Genomic DNA, 17,626 nt, shown 5'->3' with positions numbered 1-17,626 from the left:
GCGCGGGAAAGGGAAACCCCCTTTTGGACGTCTCAGTCCTTGCGGAAGATCAGCCTGCCGAGCCAGCCCGTCAGCATGGCCAGCGATATGGCGAAGACGCCATAGAGGAAGGAGTAGTCATGGGCGACCCGGAAGATAGACTGCTCGAAGCCGGACTTGCGGATTTCGAGCTGGGCAGAGCTCTCCTTGATGAACAGGCCGCTCTTGAACAGGAACGCGCGGGCTTTGTGGGTGCCGACCGGAACATTCGGTGCCAGCCTGACGGTGGCGCGGAACAGGTTCTGCGACAGGAACTGCACGCCGCCGACATTCTCGCTGTAGAGGCCTGCCGCTCCCTTGCGCTCGCGCAACGCCGCGGTGAATTCCTCGATCGTCGCCGGGCTGTCGCCGGCGTCGGCGGGCTGCATGTAGAGATTGGAGGCGCCGAGCGACAGCTGCTTGTAGCTGTTCGGTTCTGTGATGTCCTGCAGCGGCCGCGTCGTCGCCACCGAATAGGAGACCGGCACGTTCTCGAAGGTTTCGGAGTCCAGATTGACCCAGACGCCGAGCACCCGGTCCTTGCGGCGCACCACGACCGGCTTGGGTGGCCCTTCGAGTACGACGATGACGTCGTAGCGACCCTGGCGGGCGACCAGCGGATCGGGATTTTCCAGCGAGCCGAAGATGGTCAGGTCGGCGCCGGAAAAACCGGCGGTGATCGAGACATTGTCGGTGGAGAGACCGATCTGGATGCCTTCCGTCAGCGGCGTCTGTGCCTTCGCCGGTGCGCCGGCGGCAAACAGTGACAGGAGGATGGCGGCTGCGAATGTTTTCGGGCCTTCCATCAGTTGAGGCCCGCGGCGGACAGCGAATAGAGATTGGGCGGGGTGACGAAGAGATCGATGGCGAGCCGGATCGCCACAGCCAGCACCAGCAAGGCCAGCAGCGCCCTGAGCTGCTCGCCGCGCAGCCTCTGGCCGGCCTTGGCGCCATATTGCGCGCCGGCGACGCCGCCCGCCATCAACAGGAAGGCCAGCACGACATCGACCGTCTGGTTCGTGGTGGCGTGGACCAGCGTGGTGTAGGCGGACGTGAAGATGATCTGGAACAGCGAGGTGCCGATAACGACATTGGTCGGCACTTTCAGCAGATAGATCAGCGCCGGCACCATGATAAAGCCGCCGCCGACACCCATGATCGACGACAGGAAGCCGATGCCGGCGCCAAGGCCGAGCACCGGGATGACGCTGACGAACAGTTTCGACGCCCTGAAGCGCATCTTCAGCGGCAGCCGGTGGATCCAGTTGTGCTGGCCGGATTTCTTCAGCACCGGCGCCGCACCACTGCGTGTGGCGCGCAGCGCATTGATGCTTTCGACCAGCATCAGCCCACCGACCGTGCCGAGCAGCACGACATAAAGCAGCGAGATGAACAGGTCGAGCTGGCCGAGCCGGCGCAGGAAGGCGAACACGTAGATACCGGCGGTGGAGCCGATGATGCCGCCGGCCAGGAGCACGCCGCCGAGCTTGAAGTCGAGCGTGCCCCGCTTCATGTGCGAAAGCACGCCGGAGACGGAAGAGGCGATGACCTGGTTGGCGCCGGTGGCGACCGCGATCGCCGGGGGGATGTTGTAGAAGATCAGCAGCGGCGTGATGAGGAACCCGCCGCCGACGCCGAACATGCCCGACAGGAAGCCCACCGCAGCGCCCATGGCCAGCAGCACGAAGACGTTGACGGAAATTTCCGCAATCGGGAGATAGATGCCCACCCGTCAGTCTCGATCAGTTTGCCTGTCGGCGAATGCAGCCGTTCCGGGCAGTCTCGCACCGAAAAGCCAATTTTTCCTTGCACCGACGCGGCGGCGGGGTCAAACCCCGTCGCCGCGCCGAAACAAAAAATATCTCAATCAGTTAACAGGCAAATGTGTGGCAAGAGCGTCGTGGAAACGACGCTTCGCTGTTATTTGTGCGCCAGCAGCGCCCGGACCAGTTTTTCATCGACGGCGCCGGTCGCCGGCAGCTTGTTGTCGGTCTGGAAGGCGATGATCGCGTTCTTGGTCTTCTCGCCCATGACGCCGTCGGCGCCGCCGGCATCATAGCCGTTCTTGTTGAGGATGAGCTGGATGTTCTTGACCGCCTTCTTCATGTCGATGCCGGCGGTCGTCTGCGGCGTGCCTTCCTGCCAGGATTCGGGAATGTCGGCCGAATTGGTCGCCGCATTGAGCGGCTTGGCCTTCCACAATTCGGTCGCGGCGCGCGCCCGCTCGAGCTGCTCGGGCCGCAGCGCATTGGCGATCTCGTCGCGCTTGGCGGCCGCGTCCTTGTCGCCGGTCTTGGCGACGAGAGCGAACCATTTGTAGGATTCCTCCAAGTTCTGCTTCATGCCGACGCCCTTGGCGGCGAGGATGCCGAGATTGAACTGGCTGTCCTTGACGCCGAGATCGGCGGCCTCCTGGAACCAGTGCGCGGCCGATTCATTGTCGGTCACGCCATCGGCGGCCATGGCGAACAGCACGGCCAGATTGTGCATGGCGCTGGCATTGCCCTGCTCGGCGGCCATCTGGTACCAGGTCTTCGACTTCTTGATGTCGCGGGCGACGCCGATGCCCTTCTCATAGAAATTGCCGATGCGGTATTCGGCCGGCGCGAAACCGAGTTCCGCCGATTTCTCGTACCATTTGGCGGCCGCGGCCATGTCTTCCTTGACGCCGCGCGATTCCGCGTAGCGCGAGCCGATCTCGAACAGCGCCTTGGCGTCGCCACCCGCGGCGGCATCGCGTAGCGCGGCCGGGCCGGCATCGGCCGGAATGTCGTACTTGTTCGCGACTGCTGCACCTGCCGGCGCGACGGCGCCGGTCGTGTCCTTGGCGATGGCGTCGTTGGCCGCCGTTGGGGCTGCGACCGGCTGGGTATCGGTATCCGTCGCTTGCGCACCGCCGGTAGCAGCTGCCGGCTCTGAAGCCGTCGTATCCATCGGGGTCGTGGCAATAGGCGCAACTGGTGCTGGGGCGGCCGAAGCCGTGGGGCCGGAAGAGGCGGTGGAAGCAGCAGGCGCGGCGGGCTCTGCGACCGGCGCCGTATTCGCCATTGCGTCCGTGTCCGACGGCATCGCCATGGCGGTCTGCGCCACCATGTCGTCCTTGGTCATGGGCGCGGATTGTTCGGCCTGCCTGACGGCACGGGCCGGCGCGTTGTCCGTCGCCGCCGGCTGGGCTTGCGCCTTCGGCTGGCTCGCCGTGTCGACGGATGCCGTCTGCGCTGGCTGCGCGGCAAAGATCGGTGCGGCGTCGTTGTTTGCCACCTGAACCGGATCCGAGAGGAACGCCTTGCCGAGCTGCAGGCCGGCAAGCGCCAGCATGATCGCCGCCGCCGCCATCAGGATCGGCTTGCGTCGGGCCTTGAGCAGGTCGCCGATCCTGAGCGCTTTCACCGGGCCTTTCACCGTCGACTGTCGCTTCAGGGCGTCGGCCTCGGCGGCGGCGGCCTGCGCCGCGCGCCGCGCGGCCGCGATGAAATCCGATTTCGCGGCGTCGCTTTCGCCAAGCTTTGCCGGCTGGCCACGTTCGTCGCGAACCCGCTTCATGATGGCATTGAGGTCGGGCGCGCCGGAGCCTGGTTCCAGCGGGCGGTTGGCCACTTTCGGGTCGAGCGGCTCGTCAAGATCGACAGTCGGAATATCGCTGCTCGGCGGCGAGCCGGCCAGCGGCGGGACGTCCGCCGCCGCCTTCTTGCCCTTGAAGGCGCGGGCCAGCCCGCCGAACATCGATTTGCGGCCTGCCGGCTGGTCCTTTTCGGCGATGGTATCGGAACCGAGTGCGGCCATGGCGGCGGCTGCTGCTGCTTCCGCCGGCGTGCGCGTGCCCAGGTCGCCACGCGCACCCATGTCGCCACGCGCACCCTCGTTGCGCATTATAGCGGCGGCGCGGCCATCGAGATCGGCCATGTCGCCGGTCAGCGGCATCGGCTCGTCGATATCCATCGACGGCGCTTCGACAGCCATCTTGGTGGTCCGTGTGCGGCGTTTGCCGGCCGCCTCGTCCTGGCGCGTGGCCAGAAGCTCGCTCACCGCTTCGGACGGCTCGTCGGTTTCCAGCGAACCCAGCCGGTCGACGATCTTGAGCAGCGTGTCGTGGATGGCCTCGAACGTTCGCGAATTGCGCTCGTCGGAGCGCCGCGTCAGCGTTTCCAGCGTCTTCAGATCCTGGGCGAGTCCGGAAACCGCCGACGCATTGGCGTCCGACCCGGCCAGCGAACGCACCGCGTTCTCGGCCGCTTCGCGTGCCGCGCCGAGGATGGAATCGCGGGTCCCGGCCAGCGCCTTTTCGATTTCGTCGAGGCGCGGGCTGATGTCCTCGAATTCCGGCAGCGGCGTGCTGGGCCTGGACAGATGCGCGGACAGGCCGGCGACTTGCGCCTCCAGGCTGCGGATCAGCGCCGGATCGATGCCGGCCACCTGGGCCGCCGATGCGTCGAGCCGGCTGGAAATGTCCTCGAGCCGGCTTTCCAATCCACGGATCGCCGCTTCGCCTGCGGGATCGGCGGCACGTGTCTCCATACGCGTGGCGAGTGCGGTGAAGCGGGCGTCGATGGCCTCCATGATGCCGGCACTGTCGATCTGCGGCGCGATGCGCTGGTCGAGCCGGTCGGCGACCTCGTCGAGACGGCGCTCGAGATCGCGAAACAGCATGTTGCCCTGTTCGATGGCATCGCCCTGGCGGCGTTCCATCATGCCGGACAGAACGTCGAAGCGCTGCTCGAGCCCGTGGAAGATGTAGTCGGCGTCGGGCATGGCCGGCGCCTGGTCGATCTTGTCGGCGATGAGGGTGATCTGCTTTGCCAGCCGCTCCATCGCCTCTTCGGGCAAATTGGCGCGGCCGGCGAGTTCGTCGACGCGGCTCGACAGCGTGCTCAGGCGATCCATGACCGCGTTGCCGGGGCGATCCTGCGCCACTTCCTCGATCTGCCGGGCGAGCGAGTCGATGCGCTTCTCGATACGATCGAAGGCTTCGTGATCGACCGAATTGGCCTGTGCCGCGACGGTCGAGGCAACGATGGCGCGGGAAATCTCGTCCAGCCGCTCGTCGATCATGGCAAGCGTGTCGCTGCCGCGATTGTCCTGCTGGCCCGCGAAGTGTTCGACGGCGCCGGCCAGCGTGCGCACCTTTTCCTCGAGCGAGCGCAGCGACAGCGATTCCGGCAGATTGTTGACGGCGTTGCTGATCTGCTCCAGCCGGTCGGTCAGCGCCGCAAGGGCGGGATCGTCGGAACGTTTGCGCTGATCGGCGTCGACACGGTCCTCGAAAGCCGTCCAGCGGCGGTCGAAATCGTCCCAGCGGCGGTCGACCTTCTGCACGCTCTCCTCGCGCGCCAGCGTGTCGAGCGCAGCCTTCACCTGCTCGAGCTCCAGGCGCAGCATGTTGACGCTTCTGTCGTCGCTCTTCTCCGACAGCGACTTGATGGCGCCGGAAAGCCGTTCGAATTCGACGCCGAGTTCGGCGCTGCCCTTGCCAGCAATGCCGGGCCTGGCGCTGGCCTGGAAGGCGCGGTCGATATCCTTGCGCAGCGCATCGAATTCGCGTTGCAGACCCGCCGTCATCTGGTGGCGCAGTTCCTCTCGCATGCCGCGCAACTCACCGGCGATCTTGCCGACCATGGCGACGCTGTCTTCCTGGCCGCGCACGCGGTCGATGTCACGGGCGATGGCCTGGTAGTTCTGGTCGAAGCTGGGGGCCGGTGCCGGGGTCTGCGGGCGCGCCGCTGGCCGCGGATCCTCATACCAGCGCTGCTGAGCGGTTGGCTGGGCGGCGGGATAACGCGGGTCGACCGCGGGATAGCGCGGTTCGGTGGCTGGATAGCGCGGGTCGGCGCCGTATTGGTGCGGAGCGGGCCGGGCCGTCACCTCCTCGCGGGTCTGACCCAGCCGCTGTTCCAGCGTCTCCAGCGAGCGGTTCAGTTGCTCGAGCGTGGTCTGCGGCTTGCGCTGCCTGCCGGCGTTGAGTGTATCGAGATAGGACCGCTTGCTGTTCATCGGTGCGTCCGTCTTTCAGATTGGCCGGCTTTCGACCAGCTCCCCAAGTCCCTGCCGGAACGAAGGCGACCGCGCTTCCACGGTGGAAGACAAGCTTCCCGGGGTTTCACCCGCGCTCCGAAAAACCGTGAAAAATTCGATACAGGATAAACACGGGTAGCCGACGCGCCCACATTTCCCCCAACGTGGTAAACAACGCGTTAACCAAGCTTAAGAAGTTGGAAGGAAGTTAGCTCTCGCTTTCACGGTGCGGCATAAAGCACCTTCACAGAACGCCCCTTGCGTCATGAGGCGGCTATCGGTATAGAATTGACGTAAACGTAAAAGGCGCATTTGAGTGTGCTGTTTGCGATTTTGTTTGTCGAAACCACGGCCGGAAGCACGCCCCCGCTTCCAGTCAGGCGACGCATGGTCCAGGGCCGCGACGCCACCAGACGGGGAAAGCCAGTGACCATGAAGCTTATCTCGGCCGGCGAGACCGCGGCCAATACCAATAATGTATCTGTCGAAGCCGGTGAGGACCTCGCCCGCATCGGCGAAATGGCCAAGAAATACGGCGTGACGCTGCGCACGCTGCGTTTCTACGAAGACAAGGGCCTGCTCAACCCGCAGCGCGACGGCTCCACCCGTCTCTACACGCGCCGCGACAAGGCCCGGCTGAAGCTGATCCTGCTCGGCCGCAAGGTCGGTTTCTCGCTGCGCGACGTCAAGCAGATGATGGATCTCTATGATCCGACCGGTTCCAACACCAAGCAGCTGCGGCTGGCGCTGGACAAATCGGAGAAGCAGCTCGCCCGCCTGCAGAAGCAGCGGGCGCTGATCGACGACGCCATCAACGAGCTCTCGGGCTCGATGTCGGCGGTGCGCCAAATGTTGGCCGAGCGCACGGCGCCGCAGGCGAGCGTCGCGAGCTAAAGCAATCTACCGGTTCCGACCCCGTCGGAGTCTCGACCATCAAAGCCGCGTGGCTCTGCCGCGCGGCTTTTTCGTTGCCTGCGTCTGCCCAACTGGTTCCCTCGGCGCTGGCCTGCATGGCGTCGCGCCGCCAGCTTAACCAAGCTGGGCTGGGCGGGAAATCTTGTCGCATCGAAAAAATTGACGTTTACGCAAACGTCAATTTTTGCTATCCCGGCTTCAACACGGGTCCGCATGCTGCCCTGACATGAATTCGGGGGCTTTCGGACCAGGTCCGCAGGGTGGAGAAAAAGCATGCCGACATACAGGGCTCCGGTCCAGGATACGCTGTTCGTGCTCAATGATGTGCTGGGCTATCAGCGCTATTCGAACCTTCCCGGATTTGCCGACGCGACGCCGGACGTGCTGGAAGCGATTCTGGCTGAAGGCGCCAAGCTCGCCGAAAACGTCATGCATCCGCTCAACCGGGTCGGCGACATGGAAGGCTGTGTGCGTCACGACGACGGCTCGGTGACCACGCCCAAAGGCTTCAAGGAGGCCTTCGACCAGTATCGCGAAGGCGGCTGGATGGGGCTGGCGGCGCCGGTCGAGTTCGGCGGCCAGGGCCTGCCCTATGCCGTGCACACCGCCGTCGCTGAATATATGGTCTCGGCCAACATGTCGCTGATGATGTATCCGGGCCTGACCCAGGGCGCCATCGCGGCGATCATCACCCACGGCACCGACGAGCAGAAGGCCAAATGGCTGCCGAAGATGGTCGAGGGCTCCTGGACCGGCACCATGAACCTGACCGAACCGCATTGCGGCACCGATCTCGGCCTGCTGCGCACCAAGGCGGTGCCGAACGGCGACGGCACCTACAAGATCTCGGGCCAGAAGATTTTCATCTCGGCCGGCGAACACGACATGTCGGACAACATCGTCCATCTCGTGCTTGCCCGCATCGAGGGCGCGCCGGAAGGCGTCAAGGGCATTTCGCTGTTCATCGTGCCGAAGCTCAAGCTCGATGCTTCGGGCAATCCTGGCGAACGCAACACGCTCTCCTGTGGCTCGATCGAGGAGAAGATGGGCATCCACGGCAATTCGACCTGCGTCATGAACTATGACGAGGCCGAAGGCACGCTGCTCGGTGAGGAGAATGGCGGCCTCAAGGCGATGTTCACGATGATGAACGAGGCCCGCCTCGGCGTCGGCCTGCAAGGGCTTTCGCTGTCGGAGATCGCCTACCAGAACGCCGTCGCCTACGCCAAGGACCGCTTGCAGGGCCGTTCGCTGTCGGGCGCCAAGGCGCCGGACAAGAAGGCCGACCCGATCATCGTCCATCCCGACATCCGTCGCTCTTTGATGACCATGAAGGCCTTCAACGAGGCCGGTCGCGCGCTGGCGCTGTGGACGGCGATCAAGTCCGACATCGCGCATCGCTCCGCAGACGACAAGGACCGCCAAGCGGCCGACGACTACACCGGCCTGATGACGCCGGTGGTCAAGGGCGTGCTCACCGACAAGGGTTTTGACCACGCCGTCATGGCCCAGCAGGTATTCGGCGGTCACGGCTATATCGAAGAGCACGGCATGAGCCAGTTCGTGCGCGATGCCCGCATCGCCATGATCTATGAGGGCGCCAACGGCATCCAGGCGCTCGACCTCGTCGGCCGCAAGCTCGGCCTGAATGGCGGCCGCGCCATCCAGGCCTTCTTCAAGGAGGTCGGCGAATTCTGCGAGGAAAACCGCGCCGACGAGAAGATGGCGCCCTTCACCAAGGGGTTGAAGAAGGGCCTCAATGATCTGCAGGCGGCGACTATGTGGCTGGTGCAGAACGGCATGGCCAAGCCCGACAATGCCGGCGCGGCCTCGACCGACTACATGCATCTCTTCGGCCTTGTCGCACTGGGCTACATGTGGGCGCAGATGGCCAAGGCAGCTCAGGGCAAGACCGGCGCCAACGGCACCCAGTCCTTCTACGACAACAAGGTGGTGACGGCGCGCTTCTTCATGGAGCGGATCATGCCGGAGACGTCGGCCCATCTCGCCCGTATTTCGAGTGGTGCGGACACGCTGATGGCCCTGCCCGCGGAAGCGTTCTAAAGATAGTTGCCCTCCTCCCTCGGGGGGAGGGTCGGTTGAGGCCAGCGTGACGTGCGCCGGCCTTAACGCTGACGATGCGCTCTGGGAGGAGTACCATATCCAAATGACCAGTCCCGCCGAAATACTTGGCCTTCCCAAGCCCGCCTGGGCGGCGGACGAGGTCGGCATGCTCTACGACATGGCAACCCGCTTCATGTCGGAGGAGATCGCGCCGCGCTACGACGAGTTCGAGAAGAACGAGATGGTCGACCGCGAAAGCTGGCTGAAGGCCGGCGCCGCTGGGCTGCTCTGCGCCTCGATGCCGGAGGAATATGGCGGCTCCGGCGGCACCTTCGCGCATGAGAGCGCCATCATCGAGGCCATCGGCCATGTCGGTGTCGACGGTTTTGGCATCGGCCTGCACAATTCGATCGTCGCGCCTTACATCCTTCACTACGGTTCGCAAGAGCAGAAGAAGAAGTGGCTGCCGAAGCTCGCCACCGGCGAGCTCATCGGCGCCATCGCCATGACCGAACCGGGCGCCGGTTCCGACCTGCAAGGCGTCAAGACGCGGGCCGAGAAGGACGGCAACCAGTACAGGATCAATGGGTCCAAGACCTTCATCACCAACGGCCAGCTGGCCAACTTCATCATCGTCGTCACCAAGACCGATCCGGAAAAGGGCGCCAAGGGCACCTCGCTGATTATCGTCGAGACCGACGAGGTCGAAGGTTTTGAGCGCGGCCGCAACCTCGACAAGATTGGCCTGAAGGCCAACGATACGTCGGAACTGTTCTTCAACGACGTGCGCGTCCCGACCTCGAATTTGCTCGGCCACGAGGAAGGGCAGGGCTTCATCCAGCTGATGCAGCAATTGCCGCAGGAGCGGCTGCAGATCGGCACCGGCGCCATCGCCATGATCGAGCGCGCGCTGGCGCTGACCATCGACTACGTCAAGGAGCGCAAGGCTTTCGGCAAGGCGATCATCGATTTCCAGAACACCCAGTTCAAACTGGCCGAGCTCAAGACCGAGGCGACCATCGGCCGCGTCTTCTACAATGACTGCGTCACGCGCCACATCAATGGCGGCCTCGACCCGGTAACGGCCTCGATGTCCAAGTACTGGCTCAGCGACCTGCAGGGAAAAGTCGTCGACGAATGCCTTCAACTGCACGGCGGCTATGGCTACATGAATGAATATCCGATCGCCCGCATGTTCCGCGACGCTCGCGTCCAGCGCATCTACGGCGGCACCAACGAGATCATGAAATTGCTGATCGGCCGCTCGCTCTGAGAGCGGCGACCGGCAAACCCAAGGAGCACGAAAATGGCTGAGGCTTACGTCTACGACGCCGTGCGCACGCCGCGCGGCAAGGGCAAGAAGGATGGATCGCTGCATGAAGTGCCGGCGGTGCGGCTTGCCGCAAGGACGCTGGAAGCGCTGCGCGACCGCAACGGGCTGGACACCGGCACCGTCGACGACATCATCTTCGGCTGCGTCGATCCGGTCGGCGAGGCGGGTTCGGTCATTCCACGCGCCGCCGCCTTCGAGGCCGGCTACGACACCAAGGCGCCCGGAATGCAGATCTCGCGCTTCTGCGCCTCGGGTCTCGACGCCATCAATTTCGGCGCCGCCAAGATCGCGCAGGGCGCCGACGAGATCGTCATCGCCGGTGGCGTCGAATCAATGTCGCGCGTCGGCATGGGTGCCTCCGGCGGTGCCTGGTTCATGGACCCTTCGGTCGGCCTGCCTGGCTGGTTCGTGCCGCAAGGCATTTCGGCCGACCTGATCGCCACCAAATACGGTTTCTCACGCGACGACGTCGACGCCTATGCGGTCGAGAGCCAGAAGCGCGCCGCCAAATCCTGGGCCGACGGCCGCTTCAAGAATTCGGTCATTCCGATCAGGGATCAGAACGGCCTGACCATACTCGACCATGACGAGCACATGCGGCCTTCGACCGACATGCAGTCGCTGGCATCGCTCAACCCATCCTTCGTCATGCCCGGCGAAATGGGCGGCTTCGACGCGGTCGCGGTGCAGAAGCACCCCGAGGTGGAAGAGGTCAACCACGTCCATCACGCCGGCAATTCGTCCGGCATCGTCGATGGCGCGGCGGCCGTGCTGCTCGGCTCGAAGAAGGCCGGCAAGGCCATGGGCCTCAAGCCCCGCGCCCGCATCCGCACCTTCGCCAATATCGGCTCCGAGCCGGTGCTGATGCTCACCGGCCCGGTCGACGTTACCGAGAAGCTCCTGAAGCGCGCCAAGATGAAGCTGTCGGACATCGACCTGTTCGAGCTCAACGAGGCCTTCGCCTCGGTCGTGCTGCGCTACATGCAGGCCTTCGACATCCCGCACGACAAGATCAACGTCAATGGCGGCGCCATCGCCATGGGCCATCCGCTCGGCGCCACCGGCGCGATGATCTTCGGCACGGTGCTGGACGAACTCGAGCGCCGCGATCTGAACACCGCGCTGGTCACGCTGTGCATCGGCGCCGGCATGGGCACCGCTACGATCATCGAACGCGTCTGACGGGGAGAGAACAATGAGCTACATCAATTTCACCCTCGACACCGACGCCGACGGCATTGCGCTCGTCACCTGGAACATGCCGGATCGCTCGATGAACGTGTTCACCGAGGAGGTGATGGGCGAACTCGACAAGATCATCGACCAGGTGGTGGCCGACGCCGGCATCAAGGGTGCGGTGATCACCTCGGGCAAGGACAGCTTCTCCGGCGGCGCTGATCTCACCATGTTGCAGAAGATGCTTGCCGTGTTCGCCAGGGAAAAGACCAAGGACCCGCAGAAGGCGGCAAAGCTGCTGTTCGACAATGCCGGCCGTATGGGCGGCCTGTGGCGCAAGCTCGAAACATCAGGCAAACCCTGGGTATCGGCGATCAACGGCACCTGCATGGGTGGCGCCTTCGAATTGTCGCTGGCCTGCCACGGTCGCGTCGCCGCTGATTCAGACAAGGTCAAGATGGCCTTGCCGGAGGTCAAGGTCGGCATCTTCCCCGGCGCCGGCGGCACCCAGCGCGTGCCGCGGCTGACCGATCAGCAGCAGGCGCTGCAGATGCTGACCTCCGGCCAGAATCTGTCGCCGCAGAAGGCGAAGGCCATGGGCCTTATCCACGAGATCGCCGAGCCGGCCAAGCTGGTCGAGACGGCAAAGGCCATGATCAGGAACGGACTGAAAGCCGTCCAGCCCTGGGACGAGAAGGGTTTCAAGCTGCCTGGCGGTCAGATCTATTCGCCGACCGGCTTCAATCTCTGGCCGCCGGCTATCGCCATCCTGCGTCGCGAGACCTATGGCAATTATCCGGCCGCCGCCGCCATCCTGAAATGCGTCTATGAGGGCCTGCTGGTGCCGTTCGACACCGCGCTCAGGATCGAACAGCGCTATTTCATCGAGATCATGCAGACCAGGGAAGCGGCGGCGATGATCCGCTCGCTGTTCGTCTCGCTGCAGGAACTGAACAAGGGCGCCCGCCGCCCGGCCGGCGTGCCGGAAACCAAATTCAAGAAGATCGGCATTCTCGGCGCCGGCTTCATGGGCGCCGGTATCGCCTATGTCACGGCCAAGGCCGGCATCCCGGTGGTGCTGCTCGACCGCGACATGGAGTCGGCCGAAAAGGGCAAGGCGCATTCAGACAGCCTGGTCTCGGATCAGGTCAAGAAGGGCCGCGCCAAGCCGGAGGAGAAGGACAAGCTCCTGTCGCTGATCACGCCGACAGCCGACTATGCCGATCTTGCCGGCTGCGACTTGGTGGTCGAGGCGGTGTTCGAGGATTCGGCCGTCAAGAAGGCAGCCACCGAACAGGCGGAAGCCGCGCTGAAGTCGTCCGCGATCTTCGCGTCGAACACCTCGACCATTCCGATCACGTCGCTGGCGAAGAATTCGGCCCGGCCGAAGAATTTCGTCGGCATCCACTTCTTCTCGCCGGTCGACAAGATGATGCTGGTCGAGATCATTTTGGGCAAGAAGACCGGCGACAAGGCGCTGGCGACCGCGATCGATTTCGTCCGCGCCATCAAGAAGACGCCGATCGTCGTCAACGACACGCGCGGCTTCTACGTCAACCGCTGCGTGCTGCGCTACATGTCGGAAGCCTACAAGATGCTGATCGAGGGCGTGCCCGCGCCGATGATCGAGAATGCGGCGAAGGCCGCCGGCATGCCGGTCGGTCCCCTGGCGCTGACCGACGAGACGGCGATCGACCTCGCCCAGAAGATCATGAAGCAGACCATCAGGGATCTCGGCGACAAGGCCGTCGATCCCAAGCAGATGGCGCTGATCAACACCATGGTCGACGACCATGGCCGCTTCGGCCGCAAGAACGGCAAGGGTTTTTATGACTATCCCGCCAAGCCCGCCAAGAAGAAGCTGTGGCCGGGACTGAAGGACCTCTATCCGCAGCTTGCGCCCGAGAAGGTCGATTACGAGGAACTGCAGCAGCGCCTGTTGGTCACCATCGCGCTGGAAGCGGCGCGGGTGATGGAGGAAGGCATCGTCACCGATCCGCGCGAGGCCGATGTCGGCTCGATCCTGGCCTTCGGCTTCGCGCCCTACACAGGCGGCGCGCTGTCCTATATCGACGGCATCGGCGCCAAGGAATTCGTCAAGATCGCCAAGGGATTGCAGAAGAAATACGGCGCCGAGTTCAAGGCGCCCAAGCTGCTACTCGACATGGCCGAAAAGGGCGAAACCTTCTACCAGCGCTTCGATCCCTACGCCAAGGGCGACGTGAAACAGGCCGCCTGACGGCAGGTCATGTATGTCTGGGCGCGCATGGCGCGCATGCTGGCCACGGCGCGAAGCCGTGGCCCCTATATGATGGGCGATGAAAGCCGCCTGGCCTTTCGCTGCCTGCCGACCGACATTGATTTCAACGTCCACCTCAACAATGCGCGCTACATGATGCTGGCCGATCTCGGCCGGATCGACCTGTTCGTCCGTGCCGGCCTGATCACGCTGGCGCGCAAGAATGGCTGGGCGCCTATGATGGGCGGGCTGCAGGCGGTCTACGCACGCGAGATCAGGCTGTGGCGCCGCTTCGAAGTGGTGTCTTCCATCGAAACCTGGGAAGGCAGACAGGTCATCGGCAAGCACCGTTTCGTCTTCGACAATGGCGAGACGGCTGCCTTGATCCTGACGACCGCAGGCGTCTACGATCGCAAGGCGCGCCGCTTTCTCGATATCGACGAGGTCGTCGCCGCGCTTGGTCCCTCGGTGAACCCGCGTCCGCCGACCGAGGCGGAGCGGCTGTTCATGGAATCTCACCAAGCCCTGCGCCGCCAGGCCAAAGGACCCGCCTGAAGCCGCGTCCGGAGAGTGTGCGGCACTGTCGTTGCGGCACAGTTTTGTTCGTGATCCGTCGCCTGCGCGGTGGACATGCCGGCGGTTGCGAGTTAGACAGGAGAGGCATTTTTTCCTGTCTGGAAGGAGAGCACGACATGCTCTCGCACGACCGCGTTTGGGCCGCCATCGATGCTCTTGCCGAGCGCTATTCGCTTTCGGCGTCAGGTCTGGCAAGGCGCGCGGGCCTCGATTCGACCGCCTTCAACAAGTCGAAACGTCTGTCCTCGGATGGCCGGCCGCGCTGGCCCTCGACCGAATCACTGGCCAAGATCATCGAGGCGACGGGTGCCTCGCTCGACGAATTCACCGGGCTGATCGAAGGCCGCATGGCCGCCGCGCCCGCCCACAGGCGTTCCGTGCCGCTGCTCGGCTTTGCCCAGGCCGGCGCCGGCGGCTTCTTCGACGATGCCGGCTTTCCGGCCGGGCAGGGCTGGGATCTGGTCGAACTGCCGGCGCAATCGACCGAGAGCTCCTATGCGCTGCAGGTGCAGGGCGATTCCATGCTGCCGCTCTATCGCAATGGCGACGTCCTCATCGTCGAGCCGGGCGCTATCACCCGCAAGGGCGATCGCGTCGTCGTCAAGACCACATCGGGCGAGGTGATGGCCAAGGTACTCGAGCGCCAGACCGTCAAGTCGATCGCGCTGGTCTCACTCAATCCCGATCATCCCGACCGCGACATTCCCATGCGCGAGGTCGAATGGGTGGCGCGGATTGTCTGGGCAAGCCAGTAGGTCGGGCTGGTGCGGTTTCCTCATCTCATTGTGGCGGTTCTGATGGTCCCGGTGATGGCGGCCCTGGTTGTCGCCGGCGGCCGCACGCTGAAAGGAAGCCAAAGCACCGTCGCGGTGGATCAGATCGATCCCGGCGTGGACACGATCTCTCAGGCCGGCACCGATGCCGGGTCTGACGAACCAGCCACCTCAGCCATTCCCGCGCCCGCCGCTCCGCCGCCGCCAAAGCCGGCGGCGCATTCGCGGGCGATCGATCCAGATGTCGTCGCGCCGCCGGAACTGCCCACCGGGGAACTTGAGCGGGTCGAGCCGCGCGAGCCTCTGAGCAAGCTGGCGCTGGCCATGCCGCCCAAGCCGAAGATGCCCGATGACTGGAATGGCACGAAGCTGTTCCAGCCGGTCGCGACCGCCGCCGGCCTGATCGAGGCGAAAGGCTATTCGGTCGCGATCTCCGGCATCGATGTCGTCGGGCAGGACGAGACCTGCACCACCGACGGCAAGTCATGGCCGTGCGGTATCCGTGCGCGCACGGCGTTCCGCTCCTTCCTGCGCGGCCGCGCCGTGGTCTGCACGGTGCCGCCTGAAGGCGGACGCGACCGCATTGCGGCGGAATGCCGGATCGGCAAGCAGGACGTCGGCCAATGGCTGGTCGACAATGGCTGGGCGCGTGCCGCCAAGGGCGGACCCTATGTCGAGGCCGGTGAAAAGGCGCAAAGCGCAAAGAAGGGCATTTTCGGATCGGCGCCGAACCTAGCCGGCATCTCGGCGGTGCCGCCCGCGCCAGCCCCGGCGCCTCAGGCGCCGGGTTCGATCCTGGAAGAGGTCGACGGCGCCCTCAAGCCAGCTGACCAGCCAGCGCCTGCTGAATGAGCGCGCGGGTCTCGGCGACGCCGTAGAGCGCGGCGAACGAGCCGAAGCGCGGGCCGCGTTCCTGGCCGATAAGCACCTGATAGATCATCTGGAAGAAGGCGCCCGAAACGCCCGGGCCACCCTCCGGGCTCTGCTTGGAATGATCCTGATAGCGCTCGATCTTGCGCGCCACGTTGAGCGAAGCGTTCTGGATCGCTTCGCCGCCGGCATCCGCCGGCAATGCACCAAGTGCCGCGTCCAGGGCCTCAAGCGCCTCGCGCTCAACCTCGTCGGCCGCACGGAAGGTCTTCGTCGGCCGCACGAAATCGTCGAAATAGCGGATCGCGTGGCCGACCAGTTGGTCGAGCTCGGGATGCGTCTTTGGCGTCACGCCCTGCGTATGGCGCGAGATAAAGCCCCACAGCACGTCCTTGTTCTGCGCATTGGAGGCGCTGACCAGGTTGAGCAGCAGCGAGAACGGCACCGGCATGTCGATTGCTGGCGGGTTGCCGTCATGCATGTGCCAGACAGGATTGCCCAGCCGCTCCTTCCAGTCCTGCCTGGGGTAGGCGCCCAGGAAGGTGTAATACTCGTCCACCGCCCTCGGAATGACGTCGAAATAGAGCTTCTTGGCCTGCCGCGGCCGCTGGTACATGTAGAGCCCGAGACTTTCGGTCGGCGCATAGGTCAGCCACTCGTCGATCGTCAGGCCGTTGCCCTTCGACTTCGAGATCTTCTGGCCATTTTCGTCGAGGAACAGCTCGTAGACGAAATGCTCCGGCGCGCGCCCGCCCAGAATGTTGCAGATGCGGTCATAGACCACCGCGTTGGTCTGGTGGTCCTTGCCGAACATCTCGAAATCGACGCCAAGCGCTGCCCAGCGCATGCCGAAATCCGGCTTCCACTGCAGCTTCACCCGGCCGCCGGTGATCGAAAGCGTGGTCTCGGTGCCTTCGTCGTCGAAGGTGATGGTGCCGGCCTTGGCGTCGACATGCTTCATCGGCACGTAAAGCACGCGGCCGCTCTTTGGGGAAATTGGCAGGAACGGGCTGTAGGTCGCCTGCCGCTCCGGCCCGAGCGTCGGCAGCATCACCGCCATGATCTTGTCGTAGCGTTCGGCGGCGCGCAGCAGCATCGCGTCGAAACGGCCTGACTTGTAGTACTGCGTCGCGCTGGCGAATTCGTAGTCGAAGCCGAACGTGTCGAGGAAGCGGCAGAGCATCGCATTGTTGTGGTGGGCGAAGCTCGCATAGTCGCCGCCGAACGGATTGGGGACCGAAGACAGCGGCTTGTGCAGATGCGGCTCGAGTGCCGCGCGATCCGGCACGTTGTCGGGTATCTTGCGCATCCCATCCATATCGTCGGAGAAGCACAGCAGCTTGGTGGCGACCCTGTCCTGCGTGAGCACGCGGAACGCATGGCGCACCATCGAGGTGCGCGCCACCTCGCCGAACGTGCCGATATGCGGAAGGCCCGATGGGCCATAGCCGGTCTCGAACAGGATCGTTTCGGGAAAGTCGCTGCCTTTGTAGCGCTCGATGATCTTCTTGGCTTCCTCGAACGGCCATGCCTTGCTCTCGGCCGCTGCCGCCAGCAGTTCGGGGTTGAGATCGATTATATTTGATCCCGCCATGGTCGTGTTTTCCAAATTGTTCGCCGGTATGGTCGCAGTGTCGATTTTCAACCGGTCCT

At 64.4% G+C, this 17,626-nt stretch carries 12 protein-coding genes; 8 read left to right on the top strand and 4 right to left on the bottom strand.

The features are described from left to right. Positions 1–32: 32 nt before the first annotated feature. From JG747_RS32415 to JG747_RS32405, 3 genes are all read right to left on the bottom strand, one after another. Complete coding sequence (locus JG747_RS32415) at positions 33–824, bottom strand: TIGR02186 family protein (protein WP_019863117.1); 792 nt, start codon at positions 822–824, stop codon at positions 33–35. Continuing rightward, on the bottom strand, positions 824–1,747 hold the full coding sequence (locus JG747_RS32410) for a sulfite exporter TauE/SafE family protein (RefSeq protein WP_019863118.1): 924 nt from the start codon (positions 1,745–1,747) through the stop codon (positions 824–826). The genes JG747_RS32415 and JG747_RS32410 overlap by 1 nt, the downstream gene beginning before the upstream one ends. Before the next feature lie 191 nt (positions 1,748–1,938). Further along, on the bottom strand, positions 1,939–6,006 hold the full coding sequence (locus JG747_RS32405) for a peptidoglycan-binding protein (RefSeq protein WP_202360903.1): 4,068 nt from the start codon (positions 6,004–6,006) through the stop codon (positions 1,939–1,941). 453 nt (positions 6,007–6,459) lie between these two features. On the opposite strand from JG747_RS32405, the gene JG747_RS32400 reads away from it, so the two are divergent. From JG747_RS32400 to JG747_RS32365, 8 genes are all read left to right on the top strand, one after another. Continuing rightward, a complete protein-coding gene (locus JG747_RS32400; protein ID WP_081296132.1) occupies positions 6,460–6,921 on the top strand; it encodes a MerR family transcriptional regulator in 462 nt (153 codons plus the stop codon). Between the two features lie 294 nt (positions 6,922–7,215). After that, positions 7,216–9,006 carry an acyl-CoA dehydrogenase gene (locus tag JG747_RS32395; RefSeq protein ID WP_019863121.1) on the top strand — a complete coding sequence of 597 codons (1,791 nt, stop codon included), beginning with the start codon at positions 7,216–7,218 and terminating at the stop codon, positions 9,004–9,006. Between the two features lie 103 nt (positions 9,007–9,109). Continuing rightward, positions 9,110–10,279 (top strand): acyl-CoA dehydrogenase family protein, encoded by a 1,170-nt coding sequence (locus JG747_RS32390; RefSeq protein WP_081296125.1) that lies wholly within the window; start codon positions 9,110–9,112, stop codon positions 10,277–10,279. 33 nt (positions 10,280–10,312) lie between these two features. Next, positions 10,313–11,521 (top strand): acetyl-CoA C-acetyltransferase, encoded by a 1,209-nt coding sequence (locus JG747_RS32385; RefSeq protein ID WP_202360902.1) that lies wholly within the window; start codon positions 10,313–10,315, stop codon positions 11,519–11,521. 13 nt (positions 11,522–11,534) lie between these two features. Then, the gene (locus JG747_RS32380; RefSeq protein ID WP_202360901.1) at positions 11,535–13,754 is read left to right on the top strand and encodes a 3-hydroxyacyl-CoA dehydrogenase NAD-binding domain-containing protein; all 2,220 of its coding nucleotides are present in this window, start codon (positions 11,535–11,537) and stop codon (positions 13,752–13,754) included. 9 nt (positions 13,755–13,763) lie between these two features. Continuing rightward, positions 13,764–14,309, top strand: coding sequence for a thioesterase family protein (locus tag JG747_RS32375; protein ID WP_202360900.1), 546 nt, complete (start codon positions 13,764–13,766; stop codon positions 14,307–14,309). A 137-nt stretch (positions 14,310–14,446) separates the two neighbouring features. Continuing rightward, positions 14,447–15,085 carry a S24 family peptidase gene (locus JG747_RS32370; protein WP_019863126.1) on the top strand — a complete coding sequence of 213 codons (639 nt, stop codon included), beginning with the start codon at positions 14,447–14,449 and terminating at the stop codon, positions 15,083–15,085. A 9-nt stretch (positions 15,086–15,094) separates the two neighbouring features. After that, entirely contained in the window at positions 15,095–15,955 is an 861-nt protein-coding gene (locus JG747_RS32365) for a thermonuclease family protein (protein WP_394811821.1), read from the top strand. Here the strand turns inward: JG747_RS32365 and JG747_RS32360 are convergent. Further along, positions 15,921–17,567 carry a lysine--tRNA ligase gene (locus JG747_RS32360; protein ID WP_202360899.1) on the bottom strand — a complete coding sequence of 549 codons (1,647 nt, stop codon included), beginning with the start codon at positions 17,565–17,567 and terminating at the stop codon, positions 15,921–15,923. The genes JG747_RS32365 and JG747_RS32360 overlap by 35 nt on opposite strands. Between the last annotated feature and the right edge of the window lie 59 nt (positions 17,568–17,626).

This window comes from Mesorhizobium sp. 131-3-5 (assembly GCF_016756575.1).
In the GTDB taxonomy this organism is placed as follows: Bacteria; Pseudomonadota; Alphaproteobacteria; order Rhizobiales; family Rhizobiaceae; genus Mesorhizobium; species Mesorhizobium jarvisii.
This window is presented reverse-complemented; position numbering and strand designations above follow the sequence as displayed.